Origin of the sequence: Streptomyces sp. TRM49041 (assembly GCF_008271805.1) — a bacterium.
Taxonomy (GTDB): Bacteria; Actinomycetota; Actinomycetes; order Streptomycetales; family Streptomycetaceae; genus Streptomyces.
Window position 1 is genome coordinate 46,993 of sequence record NZ_VSRY01000171.1, and the last position, 23,569, is coordinate 70,561.

A 23,569-nucleotide genomic window follows, 5' to 3' on the forward strand; every position below is an offset into this window, starting at 1 on the left:
CTCCCCGTCACAGCTCACGGTAGGTCAGCAGCGGTCCGGCGGTGTCGTAGCCCACGACGGGCCCGTCCCGGCAGAGCAGCAGCGGGCCGAGCTGGCAGTGGCCGCAGTGCCCGGTCGCGCAGTGCATGTTGCGTTCCAGGGAGACCTGTACGGCCTCGGCGGGTACGCCGCGGTGCAGTAGATCACGGGCGGTGGCCCGCATCATCACCTCCGGTCCGCACAGCAGCGCGACCGTGCGGGCGGGGGTGAACGGGGCGCGGTCCAGAAGGGTGGTCACCACACCGACCTCGCCACGCCAGCCGGGATCCGGGCGGTCCACGGTGACCGCCACGTGCGCCCCGGGTACCGCGGTCCAGTCGGCGAGGTCGGCGCGGAAGGGCAGCTCGGCAGGGGCTCGGGCACCGACCAGGACGCTGAGCCGCCCGTACCGTTCCCGGTCGTCGAGGACCGCGCGCACCACGGGCCGCAGCGGCGCGAGGCCGATACCTCCGGCGACGACCAGCACGTCGCGGCCGTGCGCCCGGGTGAGGTCCCAGGCGGTGCCGAACGGGCCGCGCACGCCGATCTCGGTGCCGGGCGCGGTGTCGCGGAGGGCGGCCGACACCGCACCGACCGCGCGGACGGTGTGCTCCTGCCGGTGTCCCCCCGCGCGCCCGGGACCGTGCCCCGGCCGGGTGACGCCGCTGACGGACACGGGGATCTCGCCGACGCCGAACGCGTACAGCATCGCGAACTGCCCGGGCGCGAAGGGCGGGAGGGCGGGCCCGGTCGGCTCCACGACGAGGGTGGTCGTGTCGTGGGTCTGCGGCCGGTGCCGCACCACGCGGTACGGCACCGGCACGGTGGCGCCGACGGCGGTCCCGGCACCGGCGGCCGGGGCGCTCATCGCCGGGCTCCCCCGGCAGGCGGCACGTCGACGGGGCGCGGCGCGTACAGGTCCAGCAGCCGGGTGCGGGTGGCCTCCAGGCGGTGGCCGACGACGCCGGCGACGTACAGGGCGAGCGCCTGCCCGAGCACCGGGTCCCGGGAACACAGGTCCCGCACACCGGAGGCGTCGAACTGCCAGGCGCGTACCGCCGTGGTCGCGCTCGCGCCCAGCCGCCACTCGTGCGGCGGAACCAGCCAGGACCAGCCGACCAGCTCCCCGGCGCCGACGGTCTCCACCACGACCGCGGAGCGTCCGGGAATGTGCGTGTCGAGCGCGACCGTCCCCGTGCGGACGACCCAGAAGCGGTCGGCGGGACGCCCCTCCTCGAACAGGCGGCTCCCGGCGGTGAACGCGACGTCCGCCGCGAGGGCGGACAGCGCCTCCGCCCCGTGCCGCGGCAGCGCCGCGAAGAGACCCCGCCCCGGGGGCGCGTCGCCGGTCGTGCCGCCGCCGGTCGTGGCGTCGTCCGTCATGACGTGGCGGGTCCTTCGGGAGCCTGCTCAGGTGTCCCGGACCGCTCCTGGTCCAGCGCCCATGCCTCCTCGGTGATGTCGATGCCGACCGGGCACCAGACGATGCAGCGTCCGCAGCCGACACAGCCGGAGGTGCCGAACTGGTCGTGCCAGGTACCGACCTTGTGGGTGAGCCACTGGCGGTAACGGCTGAGCCCCGAGGTGCGTACGGGGCCGCCGTGCAGCAGGGAGAAGTCAAGGTCGAAGCAGGATTCCCAGCGCTGCCAGCGCTCCGCGTGGTCGCCGGTGAGGTCGGTGACCTGCTCGGTGGTGGTGCAGAAGCAGGTGGGGCAGACCATGGTGCAGTTCCCGCAGGTGAGGCAGCGGGAGGCCACGTCCTTCCAGCGCTCGGCCTCACGGGTGTCGGCCATGAGGTCCCGCAGGTCCACAGGGGGCATCGACCGCCCCATGCGGTCGGCCGCCCTCGCCACCGTGTCACGGGCGGCCTCCCGCGTCTCCTGGTCCGCGGTACGGCGCGGCAGGGCGGACAGCACCTCCGCCCCGGCAGGAGTGCCCGCGCGGACGAGGAAGCGGTGGCCGCCGTCCACGAGCTCGGTGAGGGCCAGGTCGAATCCCGCGTCGTCGGACACACCGGGGCCCGTGCCCATCGACACGCAGAAGCACGTGGCACCGGGCTCGCCGCATTCGGCCACCACGACGAACGCCCGTGCCCGCCGGCTCCGGTATCCCTCGTCGGCGTGGCGGCCTCCGCTCAGCACCCGGTCCTGGATGCCGATGGCACGCAGGTCGCAGGGGTGTACGCCGAGGAACGCGTACGACACCGGGTCGGGCTCCTCGGCCCGTACCGTCAGCCGCCCGTCGGTGTCTCGGTCGGCGGTCCACTGGCGTACGCGTTGGGGGTGCAGGTACTTCTTCCAGGACTGCGGTCCCGCGCTGTGGGCGAAGGCCGCCTCGTCCTCACGGCGCCGCAACCTGTAGTGGCCGGCCTCGTGCTCCACGCCCCAGCCGTGGGGCAGCAGGGCCGCGGAGTCGAGTTCGGCGAGGACGACGGCCCCGTCCTGGACCGTCGGCCCGATGACGGTGTGCCCGCGGGCCCGCAGCTCCCGCACGAGCACGTCGAGACCGTCCCGGTCGATCACCGCCGTCGGGGTACCCGGGTCCGTCCTCGGGACGGCCGTGTCCGCCATCGCTCTCACCTCCGCGTCGCCGGCCCCACCGCGGCGCTCCGGGGGTTCGGACGACACTCTTCCAGTGCGGTTGGTCCCGGTCGCCTGGGCACAGGCCGATGGGCCTCGGCACGACCCGCTCGTCCCGGGCTCCTCCCGGGCTCCTTCAGAGTGCTGCCGGGGCGCGGTGGCCGCGAGCCGGGCGCGTCCAGACGTCTCATGGGCGGTTCACCGGTCCGGGTGCCGGCGGGGCGCGGCGGGGGCCGGTGCCGTGGTGGTGCCGGGCCTCGGCCTCGATGCGCTCCGCCAGCGGCTGGACGGCGGCCCCGACGGCGGGCGTGAGGCCGGTGCCCAGCGACATGTCGGCGGCCTCCACCGCGTACACGCACAGGCGCCGGGGCAGCCGTCGCAGTGCGCGGGCGAGTTCGACGGCCTCGCCGAGGCCCAGCCCGTGCGAGGTGACGGCACCTGTCGCGTACGCGTCCGGGTGCTCGGCCGTGAGCCGGTGCACCCGGCCCGGGCTGCCGCCGTGGGTGCGCACGGCGTCGACGACGACGGTGAGGGCGGTGTCCTCCCACAGCGCGATGAGCCGGCTCGGCTCTCCGTCGGACGTCCCGAGCACCGTGCCCGGTGGCAGGGACCGCCGGGCGGCGCGTTCCCGCAGCCGCCTGATCACGGCCCATCCGACGCCGTCGTCCCGCCGGAACTCGTTGCCGATGCCGATGACCGCGATGTGCGCCGAGTGCCCCATGGCACCAACCCTTCCGGACGGAGGGTGCTTCCGCTCGCGCGGAGGCCCCGGTCGGCCGGCCCCGCGGTCCCCGGGCCGCACGTCGACGACGGGCACGTCGTGGCCCACGGGCACGTCGTGGCCCACGGGCACGTCGTGGCCCACGGGCACGTCGTGGCTCTCGGTGGCGAGCTGCGTGGTCCGCGCACACCACGGTCGTCGAGCCCAGCGCCCCCACCGCCGCCGGCCGGAAGGTCCGGCCGGACTCCGTGGCCGCGCCCGTCGCGAACACGACGGCCTTCGCCGAGCCCGACGCCACGTCCGCCGGGCGGTCCGCTCCGGCCACGACGACGGTCAGAGGCTGAAGGCCGGGATGATCTCGGAGCCGTACGCGTCGACGGTCGCTTCCCTGGCGTCGTGCATGTTGTAGACGGCGAACTGGTCGACGCCGAGGTCCCGCAGCAGGCGGAGTTTGGCGATGTGGGCCTCGGCGGGGCCGAGGAGGCAGAAGCGGTCGACGATCTCGTCGGGGACGAAGTCGGTGGAGGGGTTACCGGCGCGGCCGTGGTGACTGTAGTCATAGCCGTGCCTGTTCTTGACGTAGGTGGTGAGCTCGTCCGGCACCATCGAGGAGTGCTCGCCGTACCGGGCGACCAGGTCGGCGACATGGTTGCCGACCATGCCGCCGAACCAACGGCACTGCTCACGTGCGTGGGCCAGCGCCTCGGCCGAGCTGTCGGCCGTGACGTACGCGGGCGCGGCGACGCAGATCGTGAGGGTGGAGGGGTCGCGGCCGGCCTCCTCGGCAGCGGTCCGTACCGCCTTGACCATCCACTCCGTCAGGAACGGGTCGGCGAGCTGGAGGATGAAGCCGTCGGCCTTGCGCCCGGCGAGCGCGAGCGCCTTGGGCCCGTACGCGGCCATCCACACCGGCAGTCGGCCGTTCCTCACCCAGGGAATGCGGACGGCCTGGCCCTCGACCTGGGCCTCGCGTCCCTCGGCGAGGTCGCGGATGACGTCGATGGCTTCCCCGAGCCGGGCCAGCGTGTTGGGCTTGCGGCCGGCGACGCGCATCGCGGAGTCGCCGCGCCCGATGCCGCACACGGTGCGGTTGCCGTACATGTCGTTGAGGGTGGCGAAGGTGGAGGCCGTGACCTCCCACGTGCGGGTGCCCGGGTTGGTCACCATCGGGCCCACGTGCAGCTTTGTCGTGTGTTCGAGGATCTGGCTGTAGATGACGAACGGCTCCTGCCACAGCACAGCGGAGTCGAAGGTCCAGCCGTAGCGGAACCCGTTGCGCTCGGCACGCTTCATCAGGCTGACGACCTCGGAGGCCGGGGGGTCCGTCTGGAGAACGAGTCCGAAGTCCATGGGGGGCCTCCTCAGTCCAGGTACTGGCAGGTCGAGCGGGGGGTGTAGACGCCGTGCCCGGCGCGCCCGGTGTACGTTCGGCGGTCGATGACGAACTCACCGCGCGACAGCACGGTCTCCACCTGTCCCGTCACGGTCTTCCCTTCGTACGCCGAGTAGTCGACGTTCATGTGGTGGGTCTCGGCGGAGAGGGTCTGGATGGTCTTCGGGTCGTAGATGACGAGGTCGGCGTCCGTGCCGGGCGCGATCGTGCCCTTCTTCGGGTAGAGGCCGAACATACGGGCGGGGGTGGCGCAGGCGATCTCGACCCAGCGGCGGCGGCTGATGTGCCCGTCGACGACGGCCTGGTGGAGGAGGTCCATCCGGTGCTCGACCCCCGGCAGTCCGTTGGGGATCTTCGAGAAGTCGCCCCGGCCCAGCTCCTTCTGGCCGCGGAAACAGAAGGGACAGTGGTCGGTGGAGACGACCTGGAGGTCGTTGGTGCGCAGCCCCCGCCACAGCGCCGCCTGGTGCTCACGCGGCCTCAGCGGCGTGCTGCACACGTACTTGGCGCCTTCGAAGTCGGGCTCGGCGAGGTTGTCGGTGGACAGGAACAGATACTGCGGGCAGGTCTCGCCGAAGACCGGGAGGCCCTTGTCGCGGGCGGCGGCGAGCTCGGCGACGGCCTCCTCCGCCGACACATGGACGACGTAGAGCGGCGCACCGGCGACCCGGGCGAGCTGGATGGCGCGGTGCGTGGCCTCCGCCTCCAGGAGCACCTTGCGGACCTCGCCGTGATGGCGGGGGTCGGTCTCGCCCCGGGCCAGGGCCTGTTCGACGAGGACGTCGATGGCGATGCCGTTCTCGGCGTGCATCATGATCAGCCCGCCGTTGAGCGCGGAGCGCTGCATGGCGCGGAGGATCCGGCCGTCGTCGCTGTAGAAGACACCGGGGTACGCCATGAACAGCTTGAAGCTGGTGACGCCCTCCTCCACCAGCAGGTCCATCTCCTTGAGCGACGACTGGTCGACGTCGGAGAGGATCATGTGGAAGGCGTAGTCGATGGCGCACTTGGCGTCGGCCTTGGCGTGCCAGGCGTCGAGCCCTTCGCGGAGGGTGTGGCCGACGGTCTGGACGGCGAAGTCGACGATGGTGGTGGTGCCGCCCCAGGCGGCGGCGCGCGTCCCGGTCTCGAAGTCGTCGGACGCGAAGGTGCCGCCGAAGGGCAGCTCCATGTGGGTGTGGGCGTCGACGCCGCCCGGGATGACGTACTTCCCGGTGGCGTCGACGGTGTGGTCGGGGGTCCAGGTGTCGGCGGCGCTGGAGCCGTGTGCGGCGAGCGCGGCGATGCGGCCGTCCTCGATGAGGACGTCGGCGTGGCTCTCCTCGGCGGCGGTGATGACGAGGCCGCCCCGGACGAGGGTGCGGGTGGTCATGGGTTGTCGGCCCCCTTGGGTGTGTTCCGTTACTGGACGGTGCGGAGGGCCTGTTCGAGGAGGGCGGCGCCTTCCTCGGCCTCGGCGACGCTCAGGGAGAGCGGCGGGGCGACGCGCAGGACGCTGGTGTTGTGGCCGCCGCCCTTGCCGATGAGGAGGCCGCGTTCGCGGGCCGCCTCCATGACGGCCGCGGCCGCCTGCGGGTCGGCCTCGCCGGTGTCGGGGTGGGCCAGTTCGATGCCGGCCATCAGTCCACGGCCGCGTACCGCTCGTACGAGGTCGACGCCTGCGCCGATGGCGCGGAGCCGTTCCATGAGGAGGCCGCCGACGCGCCGGGCGTTGCCCTGGAGGTCGTGTTCCAGGAGGTACGCGAGGTTGGCGAGGCCGGCGGCCATGGTGACCGGGGAGCCGCCGAACGTGGAGATGGAGTTGGCCGTCAGGCAGTTCATCACCTCCGCGCGGGCGACGACGCCGCCGATGGCCATGCCGTTGCCGATGCCCTTGGCGAAGGTGAGCATGTCGGGCGGGCCGCTCGCGGCATGCGCCTGCCAGCCCCAGAAGTGCTCGCCGGTGCGGCCCCAGCCGGTCTGCACCTCGTCGCTGACCCACAGGATGCCGTGCCGGTCGAGGACCTCGCGGAACGCGGCGTACAGCCCGTCGGGCGGTGAGGTGAAGCCGCCGACGCCCTGGATCGGTTCGGCGATGAGCGCGGCGACGTCGCCGGTCTGGCCGATCAGGTCCTCCAGGTCGGCGACGCACGCGGCGGTGAACTCGGCGTCCGGGAGATGGGCGAAGGGGCCGCGGTCGCGGACCGCGCCGTGCACGTACAGGGTGCGCAGCGGGGAGAGGCTCGTGGTGGCCCAGGCTCTGTTGCCGGTGACGGAGACGGTGGAGAAGGAGCGGCCGTGGTAGCTGTTGCGCATCGCCAGGATCTGGTTGGTGCGGCGGTACGCGGTGGCGAGGAGGAGCGCGGTGTCGTTGGCCTCGGTGCCGGAGGTGGTGAAGAAGACGCGGGCGTCCGGGATGCCCGAGAGGGCCGCGATGCGCTCGGCGAGCTCGATCATCGGGCGGTTGAGGTAGAGGGTGGAGGAGTGGATGATCCGCCCGGCCTGTTCGCTGACCGCCTTGGTGACCTCGGGGAGGGCGTGGGCGGTCATGGTGGTGAGGATGCCGCCGAAGAAGTCGAGGTAGCGGTTGCCGTCGGCGTCCCAGACGTGGCGGCCCTCGCCGTGGGTGATCTCGATGGGGGTGTCGTAGTAGAGGGCGAGCCAGTCGGGGAGGACGGCCTTGTGGCGGTCGAGCAGGTGATGGTGGTGGGGGTGGTGGCCGGTGTTCACGGGTTCATCAGCCCTTCGTACGCGTCGGGCCGCCGGTCGCGGTAGAAGGCCCACTGTTGCCGTACCTCGTCGATGAGGCCCAGGTCGAGGTCGCGGATGAGGAGTTCCTCCTCCTTGTCCGAGGCGGTGTCGCCGACGAAGCGGCCGCGCGGGTCGACGAAGTAGCTGGTGCCGTAGAAGTCGTTGTCGCCGTACTCCTCCCGGCCGACGCGGTTGATGGCGGCGACGAAGTACTCGTTGGCGACGGCGGCCGCGGGCTGTTCCAGCTGCCACAGGTGGGAGGAGAGGCTGCGGTGGGTGGCCGAGGGGTTGTATACCAGCTGGGCGCCGTTCAGGCCGAGTTGGCGCCAGCCCTCGGGGAAGTGCCGGTCGTAGCAGATGTAGACGCCCACGCGCCCGACGGCGGTGTCGAAGACGGGCCAGCCGAGGTTGCCGGGCTTGAAGTAGAACTTCTCCCAGAAGCCCTTGAGCTGGGGGATGTGGTGCTTGCGGTACTTGCCGAGGTAGGTGCCGTCGGCGTCGATGACGGCGGCCGTGTTGTAGTAGAAGCCGGGTGCCTCGGCCTCGAAGACGGGCGCGACGATCACCATGCCGGTCTCGCGGGCGAGGTCCCGCATACGACGGACCGTGGGACCGTCGGGGACGGGCTCGGCCCAGCGGTAGTGCTCCGTGTCCTGTACCTGGCAGAAGTACGGGGCGTTGAACACCTCTTGGAAGCCGATGACCCGCGCGCCCTGGCGGGCGGCCGCGCGGGCGTGCTCCTCGTGTTTGGCGATCATCGATTCGGTGTCGCCTGTCCAGGACGCCTGGACGAGCGCGGCGCGCACGGTGTCGGACATGAGCTGCTCCTTCGGCACGGCGTCAGAGAGCCTCTACGCACGTAGAGCGTTGCGTAGGAGGAGAACGTAAGCCTCGTCAGATCGCGGAGCAAGACCGCCGCCGTCAACCGCCGGAGTCGATCATGTTTCGTACCCAAGTGGTCCACAGCGGTCATGTTTCGATACGGCTCCTGAGGCCGCCCTCTCGGCCGGGGCCGCACGCGGCCGCGGTCCGGCGGCACATCGCTCAGGTGGCGACAAGACCCGCCACGCGCAGGGCGTGCACGAGCGCGGGCTCGCTCGCCGGGGCGACCGACCGGGCGGCGGCCAGCACCTCGGGCACGAGGCGGTGCGGGGCCTGGGCGGCGAACCGGGCGACGTCCTCGGGCGAGCGGGCCTCGACGAACGCCGCGACCAGGGCGTGCGCCTCCGCGCCGCGCCCGTCGTCGTCCAGGGCAAGCACGGCCGCCACCGTCTCGCCGGTCGGCCGGGCCACGCCCTGGCGCAGCAGCTGCCGGGCGTCCTGGTCCCGGCCTGTCCGGGCGAGCGCCCCGGCCAGCTCGGCGAGCCGGTCGGACGGCAGATAGGCGGCCTCCCAGAGGAGGGTGGCCCAGTCGGCGGCGAGGCCGGCGCGGTGCAGTTCGGCGGCGAGCAGCGGCAGCCTGGGCGCGGGCCACAGGGCGGCCTCGCAGAGCAGCGCGTGCGCCTCCCCGCCACGCCCCTGCGCCCGCAGCGCCAGCAGCCCGGTCACGGCGTCCCGTACGACTGCCGGGTCCTCCACACCGGCGGCCCAAGCGGCGGGCGCCTCGGGCGCGGCCTCCGTCTGTTCGGCGCCCCCTCCGAAGCGGGCGCCGCGCGGCGTCGCGGCCGGGGCGGAGAGCCCGTCGAGCCCGGGCGGCACGGCCTCGGCGCCGGGCGCGCCCTCCTGGACGTCAGGCTCGTCGTCGGCGTCGTCCAGCCATGCGTACCGAGCCCCACGGGGCCGCTTCTTCCCGCCGGCGCGCCCCCGCCGCCGCCCCGGGGCGGCTTCCCCCTCGGTGCCCGGGGCGTCGGCGGCGGCCCCCGGGACCTGCCCCGGCGCTGCCTCCGTGTTCGCGTCCCCGCTCCCGCCGGCGGGCCACGGCCGGTCCCCGGCGGCCGGAGCCGCGGAGCCCGGCGCGGCCTCCGGCGTGAACGCGGACGCCGGTCCCCCGTGCGTGGCCGGCGCCGGTGCTCCGGGCCCCCGGTCCCACCCGGGTGCGTGGGGCGTGCCGGACGGGGCCGCCGGCCCCGGCCAGGGCGTCGACGCCCCCTCCTCGGGAGTGGCCTGGGCGGGGGCCGCGGCCGCCCCGCCCCGCTCGGGCGCGAACGCGTGCTGCGGGCCGCCGGGAGGGGGCACGGGCGGCAGAGCGGCGAGGCGGGCGCGGAGTTCGGCGATCCGGGCGGTCGCGCGCGCATGGTCGTCGCGCAGCCAGGCCAGCTCGTGGGCGAGGTGCTCGGCGTCGGCCGAGCCCTCGGCCGTCGCGGCCAGCAGACCGACCAGCTCCCGGCTGCGCCCGGCCGCCCCCGCCTGCTCCCGCAGCATCAGGTCCAGCCGGGCGTCCAGCGCGGACCGGCCGCCGGGACGGTGGTCGTGGGCGGTGGCGGCCGCGGCGTGGAGACTCCGTGCCCGTACCGTCTGCTCCCGCGCGGTGTCGTCCCCGCGGGCGGCGGCGAAGTCGTGCAGCAGCGATTCGACGACGTCCCACGGCGGGATCTCGGCACCGTCCAGGCACGCCCGTATCCCGTCCGGGTCACGCTGCAGGAAGACCCCGTACCAGCCGCCGCCCTGGTCGAGCAGCGCCGTCAGCTCCCTCAGCCAGTGCGTGAACGCGGCTTTGGCCTCAGCTGGTTGATGCTCCGTCATGTATGTCCCTGTCCCCACTGACTGGAACTCCGGTCCCGAGGCATTCGATCCCAGCTGTGTTACGTCCCGGCTACGGCGAGTTTTCCGCCCGGAACCGAACTCCCGGGTAGCCCGGGGCCACCGCTGTAAGGTCCGCCGGCCACGCGTCCGGCGCGGCGCGCCCTACCGCCCGCCCGCCGGGTGGACGACCATCGCCGATCCGCCGCCCCTCCGGGTCTGCTCGGCGGCCGCGAGCCAGCGGCCGTCCGGGAGGCGTTGGACACCGGTGGCCGCGCCGATCTCCCGGGTTTCCCGGAAGGTGTGGCCCAGGGAGGCGAGCCGGGTGCGCAGGGGTGTGTGGTAGAGAGCCGGCTCGAGGTCCGTCGTCGGCTGGTTGCGCTGGCTGGCGCGCGGGGCCGCGATCGCGTCGGGCAGCGCCAGGCCGCGGTCGACGACGCCCGTGAGTGTCTGCAGGACCGTCGTGATGATGGTCGCGCCGCCCGGTGAGCCGAGTGCGAGGACGGGACGGGCGTGGCGGTCCAGGACGATCGTCGGGGACATGGAGGAGCGCGGGCGCTTGCCGGGGCCCGGCAGGTTCGGGTCGTGGACGGCCGGGTTCGCGGGAGCGAAGGAGAAGTCGGTCAGCTCGTTGTTGAGGAGGAACCCCCGGCCCGGCACCGTGATGCCGCTGCCGCCCGTCGACTCGATGGTCAGGGTGTACGCGACCACGTTCCCCCACCGGTCGGAGACCGTCAGATGCGTGGTGTTCTCGCCCTCGTACGTCGTCGGGGCCGCCGTCCCGCCCGGCGCGCACGGCACCGGGTCGCGCGGGTCGCCGGGGGCCAGCGGGCCGGCCAGCACCCTGTCGTCCTTGATGAGGCACGCCCGCGTGTCCGCGAACCGCTGCGACAGCAGCCCCTTCACCGGCACGTCCTCGTACGCCGGGTCGCCGACCCATCGCCCCCGGTCCGCGAAGGCGATCCTGCTCGCCTCGATCAAGCGGTGCAGATATGTCTCCTGGGAGGCGGCCCGGAGGTCCGTGCCCTCCAGGATGTTCAGCGCCTCGCCCACCGTCGTGCCGCCCGACGACGACGGCGCCATGCCGTACACGTCGAGCCCCCGGTACCCGACCCTGGTCGGGCGCCGCCACACCGTCCCGTACTCCGCGAGGTCCCGCACCGTCAGGTCACCTGCCCGTACGGTCCTCGTGGCGCCCGCCCTTACCGGCGGGTTGCGGACCGTGCGGACGATGTCGTGTGCCAGGCCGCCCCGGTACAGCGCCCTGGTGCCCTGGCGGCCGAGCTTCTCGTATGTACGGGCAAGGTCGGGGTTCTTCATGACCGAGCCGACGACCGGGAGTGCGCCGCCGGGCAGGAAGAGGTCCGCGCTCGCCGGGAAGTCCCGGAACCGTGCCTCGTTGGACCGGGTCTGCTCGCGGAACGTCTCGTCGACGACGAAGCCGTCGCGGGCCAGCCGCTCGGCGGGCTTCAGCAGTTCCTTGAGCCGCTTCGTGCCCCAGGCGTCCAGGGCGGTGTCCCAGGTGGCCGGGGTGCCGGGCGTGCCGACGCTCAGGCCGCTCGTCATACCCTCCGCGAAGGGGATGGGCTCGCCGTTCTCCAGGAACAGGGACGCGTCCGCCGAGCGGGGCGCGGTCTCGCGGCCGTCGATGGTGTGGACCGTACGGGTGCGCGCGTCGTAGTGGACGAAGTAGCCGCCCCCGCCGATGCCGGCGGAGTACGGCTCGGTGACGCCGAGGGCCGCGGCGGTCGCCACAGCGGCGTCCACGGCGTTGCCACCCGCGCGCAGGACCTCGATGCCGACCGCCGAGGCGTCGGCGTCCACGCTCGCCACGGCCCCGCCGTATCCGACGGCGACCGGCTCCTTGGCGGGGGTGGACGCGGCGCCGGCCGGCGCCGGTCCCGGCCGGGCCGCACCCGTCGGCGGTGCCGCCGCGCCGACCGCCAGGACCGTCGCGGTGACCGCGGCGAGTGAGACGTTCCGTACGGTGGACCGACGCATGCGGATACCTCCAGTCAACGGCCGTCCGCGCAGCGTAACTTCACTCCACCCGCCGTGCCAGGACCGCTAGCATGCGCGCCCATGGACGAGGATCTGTGGAACATCGTGCTCGGCGTGGCCGCCAGCGGGCTCAGCGCATCGCTCGGATGGCTGGCGCGTGCGGCACTCGCCCGCCGCAGGCTGCGCCGGAAGCAGTCCTTCTACGGGCTGCCGACCAACTCGGAGTGCCTGCTCGTCGTCAACCGCGAGGCGGGCGGCGACGGCGTGTCCCGCCACGACGTATTCGCGCTGCTCGAACTGTCCACGCTGATCCGGGACTGCGACGCCCACGCCCGTGTCGTGCGTCACGACAACGCCGTGCAGGGCTTCGGGGACCGTACGGAGTTCTGCCTCGGCGGCCCCGTCTCGAACGACCGGATGGGCGCGCACCTCCGTACGCTGCTGCCGGGCCTGCGGCTGGAGGAGCAGCCGGGCAAGAGGCCCGACGTGTACCGGATCGGCGAGGACCTGTACCGGGCGGAGAAGGGCCTCACGGAGTACGTGGTCCTGGCCCGGCTCACCGCCGGTGAGGGCCGGCACCCCGTCTTCCTGTTCTGCGGCCAGATGGCCATAACGAACCAGGCCGCCGCCCGCTACCTCGTCCGCCACCAGGAGAAGCTGGCCCGCAAGTACGGGCGCGGCCCGTTCGTGCTGCTGCTGAAGGTCGTCAACTCGCAGGCGTACGGACCCGACGTCGTCGAGCTGGTGGCCGATGTGACCAGGTCCGCGATGCGCCCGGCACCCGCCGAGGCCGAGGCCGGCGCCGCTGCCTCGACAGCGGCTGCCGCCCCGGCCACGGCTGCCGCCTCGGCCTCGGACGGGGGCGAGAGCTGACCGCGGTCAGGCGTCCGGGTTCTGCCCGGCCGACGCCTGCCTGACCCGTTCGACCTGGAGCTGTGCGAACTTCCGCACCGTCGGCTCGTCGCTCACCTCGACGCCCTGCATCCGGATGACCACCGAGCCGACCCGCATGATGACCTCGCAGTCGTTGTCGCCGTCGGCGAAAGCCTCCGTCGCGTCGGCGCCGACATCGACGTTCAGGTCCCTGGCGGCGCTTCCGGCGTCCTTCCGTTCCTCGGCGACCGTGCCCTTCATGGCCACGCCGGCGTTCTGCGGCGTGTCGAAGGAGTAGAGGCCGTACCTGATCTTCTTGCTCGACTCCCCGCTCATGAAGAGGCGGGTGGTGCCGACGGCCACCACTCCGGCGCAGTTCGACTCGGTGTCGTTCTGGCAGATGTCCAGGGCCCGCTCACCCGTCTTCACGACGGGGTCCCGGCCCTTCCACCCGTCCGGCGCCGAGAGCTTGCTGGGCAGGGCCATCAGCATCTGCGTGGAGTCCAGGGACGCGGGCTTCTCGTCCTGCCCTCCCCAGACCCCGCCCCCGTCGCCGCCGCTTCCGCAGCCGGTCAGCACCGCCGCCAGTGCCACCGCTGCCGCGATCCCCCGAAGTTCACCGGACACGCGACTTCCCTTCATTCGTCCAGTGGATTGCCGGTGTCCACTCAATCCGATCTCGCACCCGGGCGCCAACTCTGTTACACATGGCGGACGATGCTGTACCGTTCCGCCGACAGCCGGCCGGGACACCGGCCCGCCGTCGGGCTCGTCACATCCGACGTCTGCGGAAATCCTCCGATTCTCGGCAACCCGAACCCTCCGTTCGCCCTCTCTCCCAGGGACAGAGAACGCATCGGAGGTTTCCCAGTTGAGCCGCACATATGCCCGTAACGCGCTCCGCACCACCGCCCTCGCCGGTACCGCGGTTCTGACCGCGGCCCTGACCGCGTGTTCGGGCGGCGGCAGCGGCTCCTCGTCCGGCGACGCCGGCCAGGACGGAAAGGCCAAGCCCGAGACGCGGATCTCGGTGAATCTGACCGGCAAGCAGGCGAAGCCGGGCGGGCCCGTCAAGGTGACCCTCGCCGACGGCAGGCTCACCCGGGTCACCGTGACCGACTCCAAGGGCGCCACACTCGACGGTGAAGTGTCCGCCGACGGCAGGTCCTGGACCTCGGCCCGCAACGCGGCCCCCGGCACCGGCTACACGGTCGAGGCACGCGACGCGAACGGCGGCACCGCGAAGGCGGACTTCGCGACGGCCGCGCCCGAGAAGGTCAACAAGCTGAACCTCGCCCCCGGCAAGAACACCACCGTCGGCATAGCCCAGCCGCTGTCGATCGTCTTCGACCACCCGGTCAAGAACAAGGCAGCGGTGGAGAAGGCCCTCAAGGTCACCACCTCGAACAGCACCGAGGGCTCCTGGGGCTGGATGCAGGACTGGTCCGGCAAGGACCGGATCGACTGGCGGCCCAAGGAGTACTGGAAGCCGGGTACCGAGGTCGCCCTGGAGGCCCGGCTCAACGGCGTGGACTCCGGCCCCGACGGCGGCTGGTTCGTCCGGGACTACGTGACCGGGTTCACGATCGGGAAGAACCAGGTGGTCAAGGTCGACCTGGACAACCACCGGCTGAAGCTGATGCGGGACGGACAGCTCGTCAAGGACATCCCGATGTCGGCCGGTACGCCCGGCGGCGAGAAGGCGTCCTGGCGCGGGAAGACCGTGCTGATGTCGAAGGAGGGCACGATCAACATGCGCTCCGAGACGGTCGGACTGGGCGACGCGTACGACAAGATGGTGGACTACTCGATGCGGCTGACCTGGTCCGGGATGTACGCGCACGCCGCGCCCTGGAACGCCGGGCACATGGGCAGCGCCAACCGCAGCTCCGGGTGCATCGGCATGACGGACGCGGACGCCAAGTGGGTGTACGACCAGGTGCAGGTGGGCGACCCGTTCGAGGTCGAGGGCGACGACGCCAAGGGCACACAGGCGGTCAACAACGGCTACGGCGAGTGGAATCTGTCCTGGGCGGAGTGGCAGACGAAGAGCGCCCTGCGCTGAGCCACCACCAATTGTTACCGTCACGTAACTTACCGGGGAGTTACCCCCGGTAAGCCCTTGCGGTTACCTTCGGGTCACTTTTCAACCAACGCGAGCGACGCGAGCGAGGAGTGACCCGTGGGACACGCGCGCACAGCCATGCGGACCGCGGCCGGCGGCACCGCCGCGGCCGTACTGGCGGCCGGGGCGGCCTTCGGGCTCGCCCCGGCCGCCACTGCCCAGACCACCACGTCCGCCACCGACGTCACAGAAGCCACCACCGGCACCACCGATGCCCTCGGGACCGCCGAGGCGAGCCGTATACGGTTCGTCGACATCGCCGGGGACGGCGGCACCGTCCTCAAGGCCAACGTCGTCACCCCCGCCGACGCCGACGGCACCCGCCGCCACCCGGTCATCGTGCTGCCCACCAGCTGGGCCATGCCGCAGATCGAGTACGTCGCCCAGGCCCGCGAGCTCGCCGACGCCGGGTATGTCGTCGTCAGCTACAACACCCGCGGCTTCTGGCAGTCCGGCGGCCACATCGAGGTCGCCGGGCCGCCCGACATCGCCGACGCCTCCAAGGTCATCGACTGGGCCCTCGCCCACACCCCCGCCGACCCCGGCCGCATCGGCATGGCGGGGGTCTCCTACGGCGCCGGGATCAGCCTCCTCGCCGCCGCGCACGACCAGCGGATCAAGGCCGTGGTCGCGCTGAGCGGCTGGGCCGACCTCATCGAATCCATCTACAGCGGCCGTACACAGCACCTCCAGGCCGCCGCACTGCTCGGCGGCGCCGGCTATCTCACCGGCCGTCCGAGCGCCGAGCTCCGGCGGATCCTCACCGACTTCCTCTCCTCGAACCTGGAAAAGGAGCAGGAGATGCTCGACTGGGGGCGCAAGCGCTCCCCCGCCGCCTACGTCGACCGGATCAACGCCAACGGCGCCGCCGTCATGCTCGGCAACGCCTGGGGCGACACGATCTTCCCGCCCAACCAGTACGCGTCGTTCTACGAGAAGCTCACCGGCCCCAAGCGCCTGGAACTCCGCCCGGGCGACCACGCCACCGCCGAGGCCACCGGCCTCCTCGGCCTGCCCAACGACACCTGGACCAGCGCCCACCGCTGGTTCGACCACCACCTCAAGGGCGCCGACAACGGCGTCGACCGCGAGCACCCGGTCCAGCTCAGGTCCCGCACCTCCGCGGGCTACGAGGGCTACGAGGGCTACGCCGACTGGGAGTCGGTCGGCGCACGCGAGCGGCGCATCACCCTCGGCGGCGACCGGCGGATCTACGCCAACGTCGACTCGGGCGCCAACGGGGGCGCCGTCCTCCTGTCCAACACGCTCGACCAGTTCCTCCGGCTGCCGCCGACGGTGTCGGTGCCGCTGCTCCCCCGCTCCTTCGCCACCGTGTGGCAGTCCGAGCGGTACGCCGCCGCGCAGCACGTCCGCGGGACGGCGGCGCTGCACACCACCGTCACCAGCACCAAGGGGAGCGGCACCCTGGTGGCATACCTGTACGACGTCGGACCGCTCGGCATCGGCAAGCTGGTGAGCAACGCCCCGTACACCTTCCACGGGCGGACGCCCGGTGAGCCGTTCACCGTGGACCTGGAACTGTTCTCCACGGCGTACGACGTGCCGGCCGGGCACCGGCTCGCCCTGGTGATCGACACCGTCGACCCGTTGTACATCGAGCACAACCCGTCCGGCGCGCGACTGACCTTCTCCTCGCCGCGGTCCGACCCCTCGTACCTGTCGGTTCCGCTGCGCGAGCAGTGATCTCCGGCCGCTGCCGGGCGGGCTCGGGCCCTTACCGCCATCTCCCCTCGCGGGAGGTGGCGGCGGTTTCGGGTGGTCCGGTCGGAGCACGGGCACGGGCCGCCGGAGGCCGGGGCCCGGTCAGTGTTCGAGGATCTTGGAGAGGAAGTCCCGGGCGCGTTCACTTCTCGGGTCGGGGACGAGGGAGACGTTCTGCGGGACCGCCCGGTCGGCGGTCCGGCACAGCGTCGACGTGCCGGAGCCCGAGGGGCCGATGACGACGACCACCTCGCCGCGGCCGGCGGTGAGATCGATGTCCCGGAGGACGCGCGGTTCGCCGTAGAACTCGTTGACGTCCCGCAGCTCGATCGGCGGATCGAGGGCCATACGCTGCCTGCCTCATTCCCAGGTGTCGACGTCAGCGCAAACTATCCAGTAGGGAAAGGCACTTCACGCCCGACACGACAATCGGGCATTAGCGGTATTTGATGATGAAGCATGATTTTGCGGAATGGCGCGCTATCTCCCTTCGGAAGCTTCCCCGTACACCTGCGAGAGTTCGGGCGAACCGGTGATCGCCCAGTCGAGTCCCGCGCCGACGACATCGATCTCGCGGCCCGATACGAGCCTGACCACCGCGCGGCCGCCGGGCAGCACATCCCAGGCGGCGCCCGGCACCGTACGGACGATGACCGTGCCGAGGTAGAGGCCGGCGTCGTTGCCCACCCATGGCAGCTCCTCGGGGTCCTCGCGCCACCGCGGCGGCAGCTGGTCGAGGGCCTCCAGGGAGCGTGAGGTGTCGTCGAGCAGGACACCCGCCTCCTGGGCCCGGGAGCGCAGCAGGGCGCACTCGGAGAGCAGGCCGGCGACGCCCTCCGGGTTCGTCTCGAAGGCGGAGGCGAGTGTCTTGGCCTGTCCGCCGCCGCGCCGCTTGCGCCAGGAGTCCAGGAAAGGGATGTTCATACCGCCCAGCGTCGCACCCGCCGTGCCCGCGCACTACGGGGCACACGCCGGGCGGATGCGCCGGCCCCCCGGACGCGATCTAGACGTCCAGGTCGACGACGACCGGTGCGTGGTCCGACGCGCCCTTGCCCTTGCGCTCCTCGCGGTCGACGTAGCTGTCCTTGACCGCGTCGGCGAACGGCTTGTTGCCGTACACCAGATCGATGCGCATGCCGCGGTTCTTGGGGAAGCAGAGCTGGCGGTAGTCCCAGTAGGTGAACGGGTGGTCGTACTTCAGGGGGCGCGGCACGATGTCGCCGAGGCCGACGCCCCGGAGCCCCTCCAGCGCGGCCCGCTCGGGCGCCGTGACATGCGTGGAGCCCTCGAACTGGGCGGGGTCGAAGACGTCGTCGTCGGTGGGCGCGATGTTGAAGTCGCCGAGCACCGCGAAGGGGCGCGGGCCCGCCGCGTCCTGGGCGACCGCGCCCTGGAGTGCCTCCAGCCAGCGGAGCTTGTACGCGTAGTGCTCATGGGCGACCTCGCGGCCGTTCGGCACGTACACCGACCAGACGCGGACGGGGCCGCAGGTCGCCGAGATCGCCCGCGGCTCCTGCGCGCCCTCGTACTCCGGTCCGCCCGGCAGGCCCTGGACGACGTCGTCGAAGCCCACGCGGGAGACCAGGGCCACGCCGTTCCACCGGCCGTTGGCGTTCACCACCGACTCGTAGCCCAGCTCGCCCAGCTCGGCGGCGGGGAACTGCTCGGCGGTGCACTTGGTCTCCTGGAGGCACAGCACGTCCGTGCCGCTGCTCTCCAGCCAGGCCAGCAGCCGCGGCAGCCGAGCGGTGACCGAATTGACGTTCCAGGTGGCGATACGCATGTCGGACAGCCTAACGGCGGGGTCCGACAGCCGGACCTCACAGCTCGGTGTACGCACCCGGGGTCAGCCGGCGGTGGTCGGTGCCGCCGAGGGCGCCGATCTGCCGGTCGTAGATCGGCCGGGCGAGCGGAGTGAGCAGCGCGTCGTGGATGTCGATGGCGCGCCGCGGCTTGACCTCGCGGACGTAGTCGATGACCTCGGAGATCTTGTTCCAGGGCGCCATGACCGGCAGGAACAGTGTCTCGACGGGCCGCCCGGGCACGGTGAGCGCGTCGCCGGGGTGGAAGACGGCGCCGTCGACGAGGTAGCCGACATTGGTGATGCGGGGGATGTCCGGGTGGATGACGGCGTGCAGCTCGCCGTGGACCTCGACGTCGAAACCCGCCGCGGTGAAGGTGTCGCCGTCGCCGACGGTGTGGACGCGGCCGGGGAAGGCGGCCGCCAGCTGCTCGGCGACGCTGCGGAGCGTCCAGATCTCGGCGGCCGGGTTGGCCTCCAGGCCCGCTCGCAGGCGCCCCTCGTCGAAGTGGTCCGGGTGCTCGTGCGTGACGAGGATCGCGTCGGCGCCGAGCGCCGCGTCCTCCTCGCTGAACCCGCCCGGGTCGATGACGAGGGTCCGGCCGTCCTTCTCCAGCCGCACACAGGCATGGGACTTCTTGGTCAGCTTCATGACCCCATCCTGCCCCGCGCGGCCGCCCGGGAGGAATGCGCTCAGGCTTCCAGGGTGGTTTCCTCCCGGATGACCCGGGCGGCCACACGGAAGGCGGCGTTGGCGGCCGGGACGCCGCAGTAGACCGCGGTCTGGAGCAGGACCTCGCGGATCTCCGTGGGGGTCAGCCCGTTGCGGAGCGCGGCCCGGGTGTGGAACGCGAGTTCGTCGAGGTGGCCGCGGGCGGCCAGGGCGGTGAGGGTGACGCAGCTGCGGGTGCGGCGGTCGAGTCCGTCGCGGGTCCAGACCTCGCCCCACGCGTACCGGGTGACCAGCTCCTGGAAGTCGTGCGTGAAGTCGTCGGCGGCGGCGAGGGCACGGTCCACATGGGCGTCGCCGAGGACCTCGCGGCGGATCTTCAGGCCCGCGTCGTACGGGTCGGGGCGGTGGGCGGCGGCCTGCACCGGCGCCGGGGCGGCCGCCGGCACGGGCTCGCCCGACGAGGCGGGCGGGGTGGGCGACGTGGGCGTGGTGGGCGCGGTGGGCACGGCGGCGGGTGACGCGGCGGGGGTCGGGGCGAAGGGCGGCGCGACCTGGGGCGGTACCGGGATGCCCACAAGGGTGTCGTGCCAGGCGCTGGAGAAGTGCCGTACGAGAAGGTCGGTGACGGCGGCGGGCTGTTCGACGGGCGCGAGGTGGGCCGCGTCGGGCACGACCGCGAGCCGCGCATCCGGTATGCCGGCGACGAGGGTGCGGGCCTCGGCCGGTCCGGTGACACGGTCGTCCGAGCCGACGAGGACGAGGGTGGGGACGCCGATCCTGCCGAGGTCGGCGCGCACGTCGAACGCGGCGAGTGCCTCGCACGCGGCGATGTAGCAGCCGGTGTCGGTGGTGCGCACCATCTGTACGGCCCAGTCGACGATCGCGGGCTGGGCGGCGGCGAAGGTCTCCGTGAACCACTGCTCGGGAGCGATCCGGGCCATGGGGTCGAGGCCGTTGGCGCGGACGATCACCCCGCGCTGGCGGAACTCGTCGGCGGTGCCGAACCGGGGCGAGGCGGCGACGAGGGCGAGACAGGCCAGCCGGTGCGGTGCGCGCAGCGCGAGATCGGCACCCACCGCGGCGCCGAGGGCGATCCCGCCGTACCCGAAGCGCTGGACGCCGAGTCCGTCGAGGGTGGCGAGGAGCCGGTCGGTGAGCTCGCGCACCGAGGAGACGGGTTCGGCGGGGGCGCCGCCGTGGCCGGGCAGGTCGAAGCGGATGACGCGCCAGCGCGTGGTCAGCTCGGGTATCTGGCGGTCCCACATGTGCCAGGTGGTACCGAGCGACGGCCCCAGGATCAGGACAGGTGCGTCTTCCGGCCCGTCGAGGCGGTATCGCAGGGTGTTCGTCGTACTCTCACTCACCCGCTCACGCTCCCACATCTCGGGGTGTCGCACTGCCCGAGGTCCGCGGGGACCGCCGAACCTCCCCCAGGCTTCCGCCGCCGGACGCGAGTCCTCCACGTCTCGGAGGGCGGGACACCACCGGGGTCCGCGCTAGGAGCCCGTCACTCGCCGCTCGAAGCCGTCCAGCAGGATCTCGAGTCCGACCGCGAAGTCCTCCTCCGTGGGCCTGATCGGAGAGGGCTCGGGCTCGCCGTCGCCGGGAAGCAGCTGCTGCGCCACGCGCTGGATGGACGCACCCTGCACATACGACCACACGGTGAGCGTGAGCGAGCGCGCGAGCTCGGGGTCGTCGGTGAGTTCGGCGAGCGCGTCCGTCATCCAGTCGAGACACGTCGTGTCCGAGAAGTGGCGTGCGGACGCCTGGGTCACCAGGGTCCACGGATGCTTCCGGTAGACCTCCCAGTCGAGTTCGGCCGCGAGGCGCACCGCATCGCGCCAGTGCGGCGGAGGAGGGGTGGGGTACGGGTGTTCGTCGCAGACCGCGCGGGTGATCGCGGTGAGCAGTTCGTCCTTGTTGGCGATGTGCCGGTACAGCGACATGACGCCCGAGTCGAGGTCGTTCGCCAGACGTCGCATGGAGAGTGCGGCGATGCCCTCCGCGTCGGCGATACGAATCGCGGCGGCGACGATGGCGCGTCGCGTGAGCCCTGGTGAACCCGCCTGCCTGCCTTGCGTCTTGATGGCCATGCTGTAGTCTAACCAACGACATGGGTACAGCGTACGCATGAAAATACGCGTACACCGTACGCGTCTTTTTGCGTACAGCGTACGCGAAAAGGGTGCGTAAGCGACCAACTCTGCGTGGACAACTCCGCACTTTCCCCTGAAAGGTTGCTCGTGACTTCCCTCGATTTAGTCGCGGAGCGCGCCGACCGGCGCGCCTGGCTGGGCCTCCTGATCGTGCTCGGTCCGGTGGCTCTTGTCGCGATGGACGGCTCCGTGCTCTACCTCGCGATGCCGAGCATCACCTCCGCGATCACACCCACCACGGACCAGGCCCTGTGGATTCTCGACATCTACGGCTTCGTGGTCGCGTCGCTGCTCATCGCGTTCGGCAACCTCGGTGACCGCTACGGCCGGCTCAAGTTCCTCCTGGCGGGCGCGGTGGTGTTCGGAGCCGGTTCGGTGGGAGCCGCGCTCTCCCCGAACCCGGAGACTCTCATCGTCTGCCGCGCGCTCATGGGGCTCGGCGGTGCGACGCTGCTGCCCTCGGGCTTGGCGATCATCAGCAACATCTTCCTCAACCCGAAGCAGCGGGCCCAGGCGATCGGCATCTTCGCGGCGACGTTCGCGGCGGGCTTCGCGATCGGTCCCATCGTCGGCGGCCTGCTGCTGAGCCGCTTCGACTGGGGATCCGTCTTCCTGATCAACATCCCGGTCGTCATCCTGTTCCTCGCCTTCGCACCCGTGCTGCTGAAGGAGGTGCGCGAGACGAGCCCCGGGCGGGTCGACGCGCTGAGCGTCGTGCTGTCCGCGGTGGGCATCCTGATGACCGTGTACTCGATCAAGTCCGCCGCGGCGGAAGGTTTTTCGGGAGCACAGCTGGCCATCGGAGGCGTCGGCCTGGCGGTCGTGGTGCTCTTCGTACGCAGGCAGTTCACCCTGGAACAGCCGCTGCTCGACCTGAGGCTCTTCCGCGACCGCGTCTTCACCGTCGCGATCCTCACCGGTCTGCTCTCGCTGGTGGCCTGGGCCGCGGCGGGCTACCTCGGCGGTGTCTACCTCCAGTCGGTCCTCGGCTACAGCGTCCTCACCGCGGCGCTGCTGGCCATGCCCGGTGCGGCCGTACTCACCGTGACCTGTATCGGGACCAGTGCGATCGTCGACCGCATCGGCAAGCGCGCCGCCCTCATCGCCTCGCACTTCGCCATGGGTACCGGCCTGCTGCTCATGCTGCTCACCGGCGTCGGCGGAGGCGTGGCGGCATTCATCGCCTCCACGATGATCGCGGGCATCGGCTACGGCCTGTCCTTCAGTCTCGTCGCGGAGACCGCCGTTGCGGCGGTACCGACGGAGCGCGCCGGGTCGGCCGCGTCGATCGCCGAGATGAGCAACGAGCTGGGGAACGCCCTGGGCATCTCGCTGCTCGGCTCGCTGGCGGCGGTGTGCTTCCGGATCCTCGGGCCGGACGTCGCCGGCACCCTGGACGAGACCCTGGACACACCGGGGCTCGCCGCGGCCGCGGCACGGGAGGCCAAGGAGGCCTTCGTTTCGGGCATGCACGTGGCGATCGCCGTGGCGAGCCTGCTCACGCTGGCCCTCGGGTACCTGGCTGTGCGCTGGGTGCCGCGCCAGGAGGTGAAGTAACCGCGGGCCCGGCCACCGGGGCCACCCGGGTCGACCCGGCCGACCGCGAAGTCGTCGGGCCACTCGCGCCCGCTCCGCGGGACGGCGGTCTTCACCAGGTGGCGCTACAGCGCCTTCCTCCGCTCCGGACTGCTCCAGTGGCTGCGCGAACAGGGCCTCGGCCAGCTCGTCATCTGCGTTGTGTACGCGCATGTCGGCGTGTTGACGACCGCGCTCGGGGCATCGAACCACGACATCCAGCCGTTCCTGGTGACCGACGCCGTCGCGGACTTCTCCGGCGACGACCACCGCCTCGCCATGGAGTACGCGGCCCAGCGCTGCGCCGTGGTCGCCACTACCGGCACCGTCGTCGCCGCACTGGAACCGTCGGCCGCGACCGTGCCGGCCGACGCGCACGCGGTGAACGTATGAACGCGAACGAGACGACCGCGGAGCTGCTCGACCGGGTGCCGGCCCCCCGGCCGCCCCATTCGCGCTGCTGCACCGCCCGGAGGCGACCGGGCCCGCCACGCTCGACGTGCTCGTGAGACGGCCGCGGACA

The 23,569-nt window shown here is 72.3% G+C and carries 20 protein-coding genes and 2 pseudogenes; 5 read left to right on the forward strand and 17 right to left on the reverse strand.

Features of this window, described 5'->3' with window-relative positions:
- Positions 1-7: 7 nt before the first annotated feature.
- The 10 genes from FVS66_RS31380 to ggt all read right to left on the reverse strand — a co-directional run bounded on the left by FVS66_RS31380 (position 8) and on the right by ggt (position 12,121).
- Positions 8-886, reverse strand: a complete 879-nt coding sequence (locus FVS66_RS31380) for an FAD/NAD(P)-binding protein (RefSeq protein ID WP_149184647.1) — start codon at positions 884-886, stop codon at positions 8-10.
- The gene (locus tag FVS66_RS31385; RefSeq protein WP_149184648.1) at positions 883-1,401 is read right to left on the reverse strand and encodes a cyclic nucleotide-binding domain-containing protein; all 519 of its coding nucleotides are present in this window, start codon (positions 1,399-1,401) and stop codon (positions 883-885) included. Before FVS66_RS31385 ends, FVS66_RS31380 begins: the two co-directional genes overlap by 4 nt.
- Positions 1,398-2,588 carry a 4Fe-4S dicluster domain-containing protein gene (locus FVS66_RS31390; RefSeq protein WP_149184649.1) on the reverse strand — a complete coding sequence of 397 codons (1,191 nt, stop codon included), beginning with the start codon at positions 2,586-2,588 and terminating at the stop codon, positions 1,398-1,400. The genes FVS66_RS31385 and FVS66_RS31390 overlap by 4 nt, the downstream gene beginning before the upstream one ends.
- Before the next feature lie 196 nt (positions 2,589-2,784).
- On the reverse strand, positions 2,785-3,318 hold the full coding sequence (locus tag FVS66_RS31395; RefSeq protein ID WP_149184650.1) for a hydrogenase maturation protease: 534 nt from the start codon (positions 3,316-3,318) through the stop codon (positions 2,785-2,787).
- 333 nt (positions 3,319-3,651) lie between these two features.
- Entirely contained in the window at positions 3,652-4,668 is a 1,017-nt protein-coding gene (locus FVS66_RS31400; RefSeq protein ID WP_149184651.1) for a TIGR03842 family LLM class F420-dependent oxidoreductase, read from the reverse strand.
- Between the two features lie 11 nt (positions 4,669-4,679).
- Positions 4,680-6,083, reverse strand: a complete 1,404-nt coding sequence (hydA, locus tag FVS66_RS31405; protein WP_149184652.1) for a dihydropyrimidinase — start codon at positions 6,081-6,083, stop codon at positions 4,680-4,682.
- A 29-nt stretch (positions 6,084-6,112) separates the two neighbouring features.
- A complete protein-coding gene (locus tag FVS66_RS31410; protein WP_262387310.1) occupies positions 6,113-7,420 on the reverse strand; it encodes an aspartate aminotransferase family protein in 1,308 nt (435 codons plus the stop codon).
- Positions 7,417-8,259 carry a nitrilase-related carbon-nitrogen hydrolase gene (locus FVS66_RS31415; RefSeq protein WP_149184653.1) on the reverse strand — a complete coding sequence of 281 codons (843 nt, stop codon included), beginning with the start codon at positions 8,257-8,259 and terminating at the stop codon, positions 7,417-7,419. Before FVS66_RS31415 ends, FVS66_RS31410 begins: the two co-directional genes overlap by 4 nt.
- A 226-nt stretch (positions 8,260-8,485) precedes the next feature.
- Positions 8,486-10,123, reverse strand: a complete 1,638-nt coding sequence (locus FVS66_RS31420; RefSeq protein ID WP_149184654.1) for a hypothetical protein — start codon at positions 10,121-10,123, stop codon at positions 8,486-8,488.
- Between the two features lie 162 nt (positions 10,124-10,285).
- Positions 10,286-12,121, reverse strand: coding sequence for a gamma-glutamyltransferase (ggt, locus tag FVS66_RS31425; RefSeq protein ID WP_149184655.1), 1,836 nt, complete (start codon positions 12,119-12,121; stop codon positions 10,286-10,288).
- An 81-nt stretch (positions 12,122-12,202) separates the two neighbouring features.
- Here ggt and FVS66_RS31430 point away from each other — a divergent pair, with 81 nt between their 5' ends.
- On the forward strand, positions 12,203-12,994 hold the full coding sequence (locus FVS66_RS31430) for a hypothetical protein (RefSeq protein WP_149184656.1): 792 nt from the start codon (positions 12,203-12,205) through the stop codon (positions 12,992-12,994).
- A 6-nt stretch (positions 12,995-13,000) separates the two neighbouring features.
- Here the strand turns inward: FVS66_RS31430 and FVS66_RS31435 are convergent, their stop codons facing one another.
- Positions 13,001-13,621 (reverse strand): hypothetical protein, encoded by a 621-nt coding sequence (locus tag FVS66_RS31435; RefSeq protein ID WP_149184657.1) that lies wholly within the window; start codon positions 13,619-13,621, stop codon positions 13,001-13,003.
- A gap of 244 nt (positions 13,622-13,865) precedes the next feature.
- Between FVS66_RS31435 and FVS66_RS31440 the strand changes: the two genes are divergently transcribed.
- Complete coding sequence (locus FVS66_RS31440) at positions 13,866-15,059, forward strand: Ig-like domain-containing protein (protein WP_149184658.1); 1,194 nt, start codon at positions 13,866-13,868, stop codon at positions 15,057-15,059.
- A 117-nt stretch (positions 15,060-15,176) separates the two neighbouring features.
- Positions 15,177-16,823 (forward strand): CocE/NonD family hydrolase, encoded by a 1,647-nt coding sequence (locus tag FVS66_RS31445; protein WP_149184659.1) that lies wholly within the window; start codon positions 15,177-15,179, stop codon positions 16,821-16,823.
- A gap of 204 nt (positions 16,824-17,027) precedes the next feature.
- Here FVS66_RS31445 and FVS66_RS31450 read toward each other — a convergent pair.
- The 6 genes and pseudogenes from FVS66_RS31450 to FVS66_RS31475 all read right to left on the reverse strand — a co-directional run.
- A pseudogene (locus tag FVS66_RS31450) lies at positions 17,028-17,189 on the reverse strand (ATP-binding cassette domain-containing protein); the annotation flags it as partial.
- A gap of 132 nt (positions 17,190-17,321) precedes the next feature.
- Positions 17,322-17,765, reverse strand: a complete 444-nt coding sequence (locus FVS66_RS31455) for a DUF6278 family protein (RefSeq protein WP_149184661.1) — start codon at positions 17,763-17,765, stop codon at positions 17,322-17,324.
- Between the two features lie 79 nt (positions 17,766-17,844).
- A complete protein-coding gene (locus FVS66_RS31460) occupies positions 17,845-18,624 on the reverse strand; it encodes an exodeoxyribonuclease III (protein ID WP_149184662.1) in 780 nt (259 codons plus the stop codon).
- 37 nt (positions 18,625-18,661) lie between these two features.
- Complete coding sequence (locus FVS66_RS31465; protein ID WP_149184663.1) at positions 18,662-19,294, reverse strand: MBL fold metallo-hydrolase; 633 nt, start codon at positions 19,292-19,294, stop codon at positions 18,662-18,664.
- A gap of 41 nt (positions 19,295-19,335) precedes the next feature.
- Entirely contained in the window at positions 19,336-20,679 is a 1,344-nt protein-coding gene (gene pcaC / locus FVS66_RS31470) for a 4-carboxymuconolactone decarboxylase (protein ID WP_149184664.1), read from the reverse strand.
- Between the two features lie 132 nt (positions 20,680-20,811).
- The gene (locus FVS66_RS31475; RefSeq protein WP_187645778.1) at positions 20,812-21,408 is read right to left on the reverse strand and encodes a TetR family transcriptional regulator; all 597 of its coding nucleotides are present in this window, start codon (positions 21,406-21,408) and stop codon (positions 20,812-20,814) included.
- A gap of 240 nt (positions 21,409-21,648) precedes the next feature.
- Here FVS66_RS31475 and FVS66_RS31480 point away from each other — a divergent pair, with 240 nt between their 5' ends.
- Positions 21,649-23,028 carry an MFS transporter gene (locus FVS66_RS31480; protein WP_187645793.1) on the forward strand — a complete coding sequence of 460 codons (1,380 nt, stop codon included), beginning with the start codon at positions 21,649-21,651 and terminating at the stop codon, positions 23,026-23,028.
- A 126-nt stretch (positions 23,029-23,154) separates the two neighbouring features.
- Positions 23,155-23,439: pseudogene (locus tag FVS66_RS31485) on the forward strand (isochorismatase family protein); the annotation flags it as partial.
- Positions 23,440-23,569 lie beyond the last annotated feature (130 nt).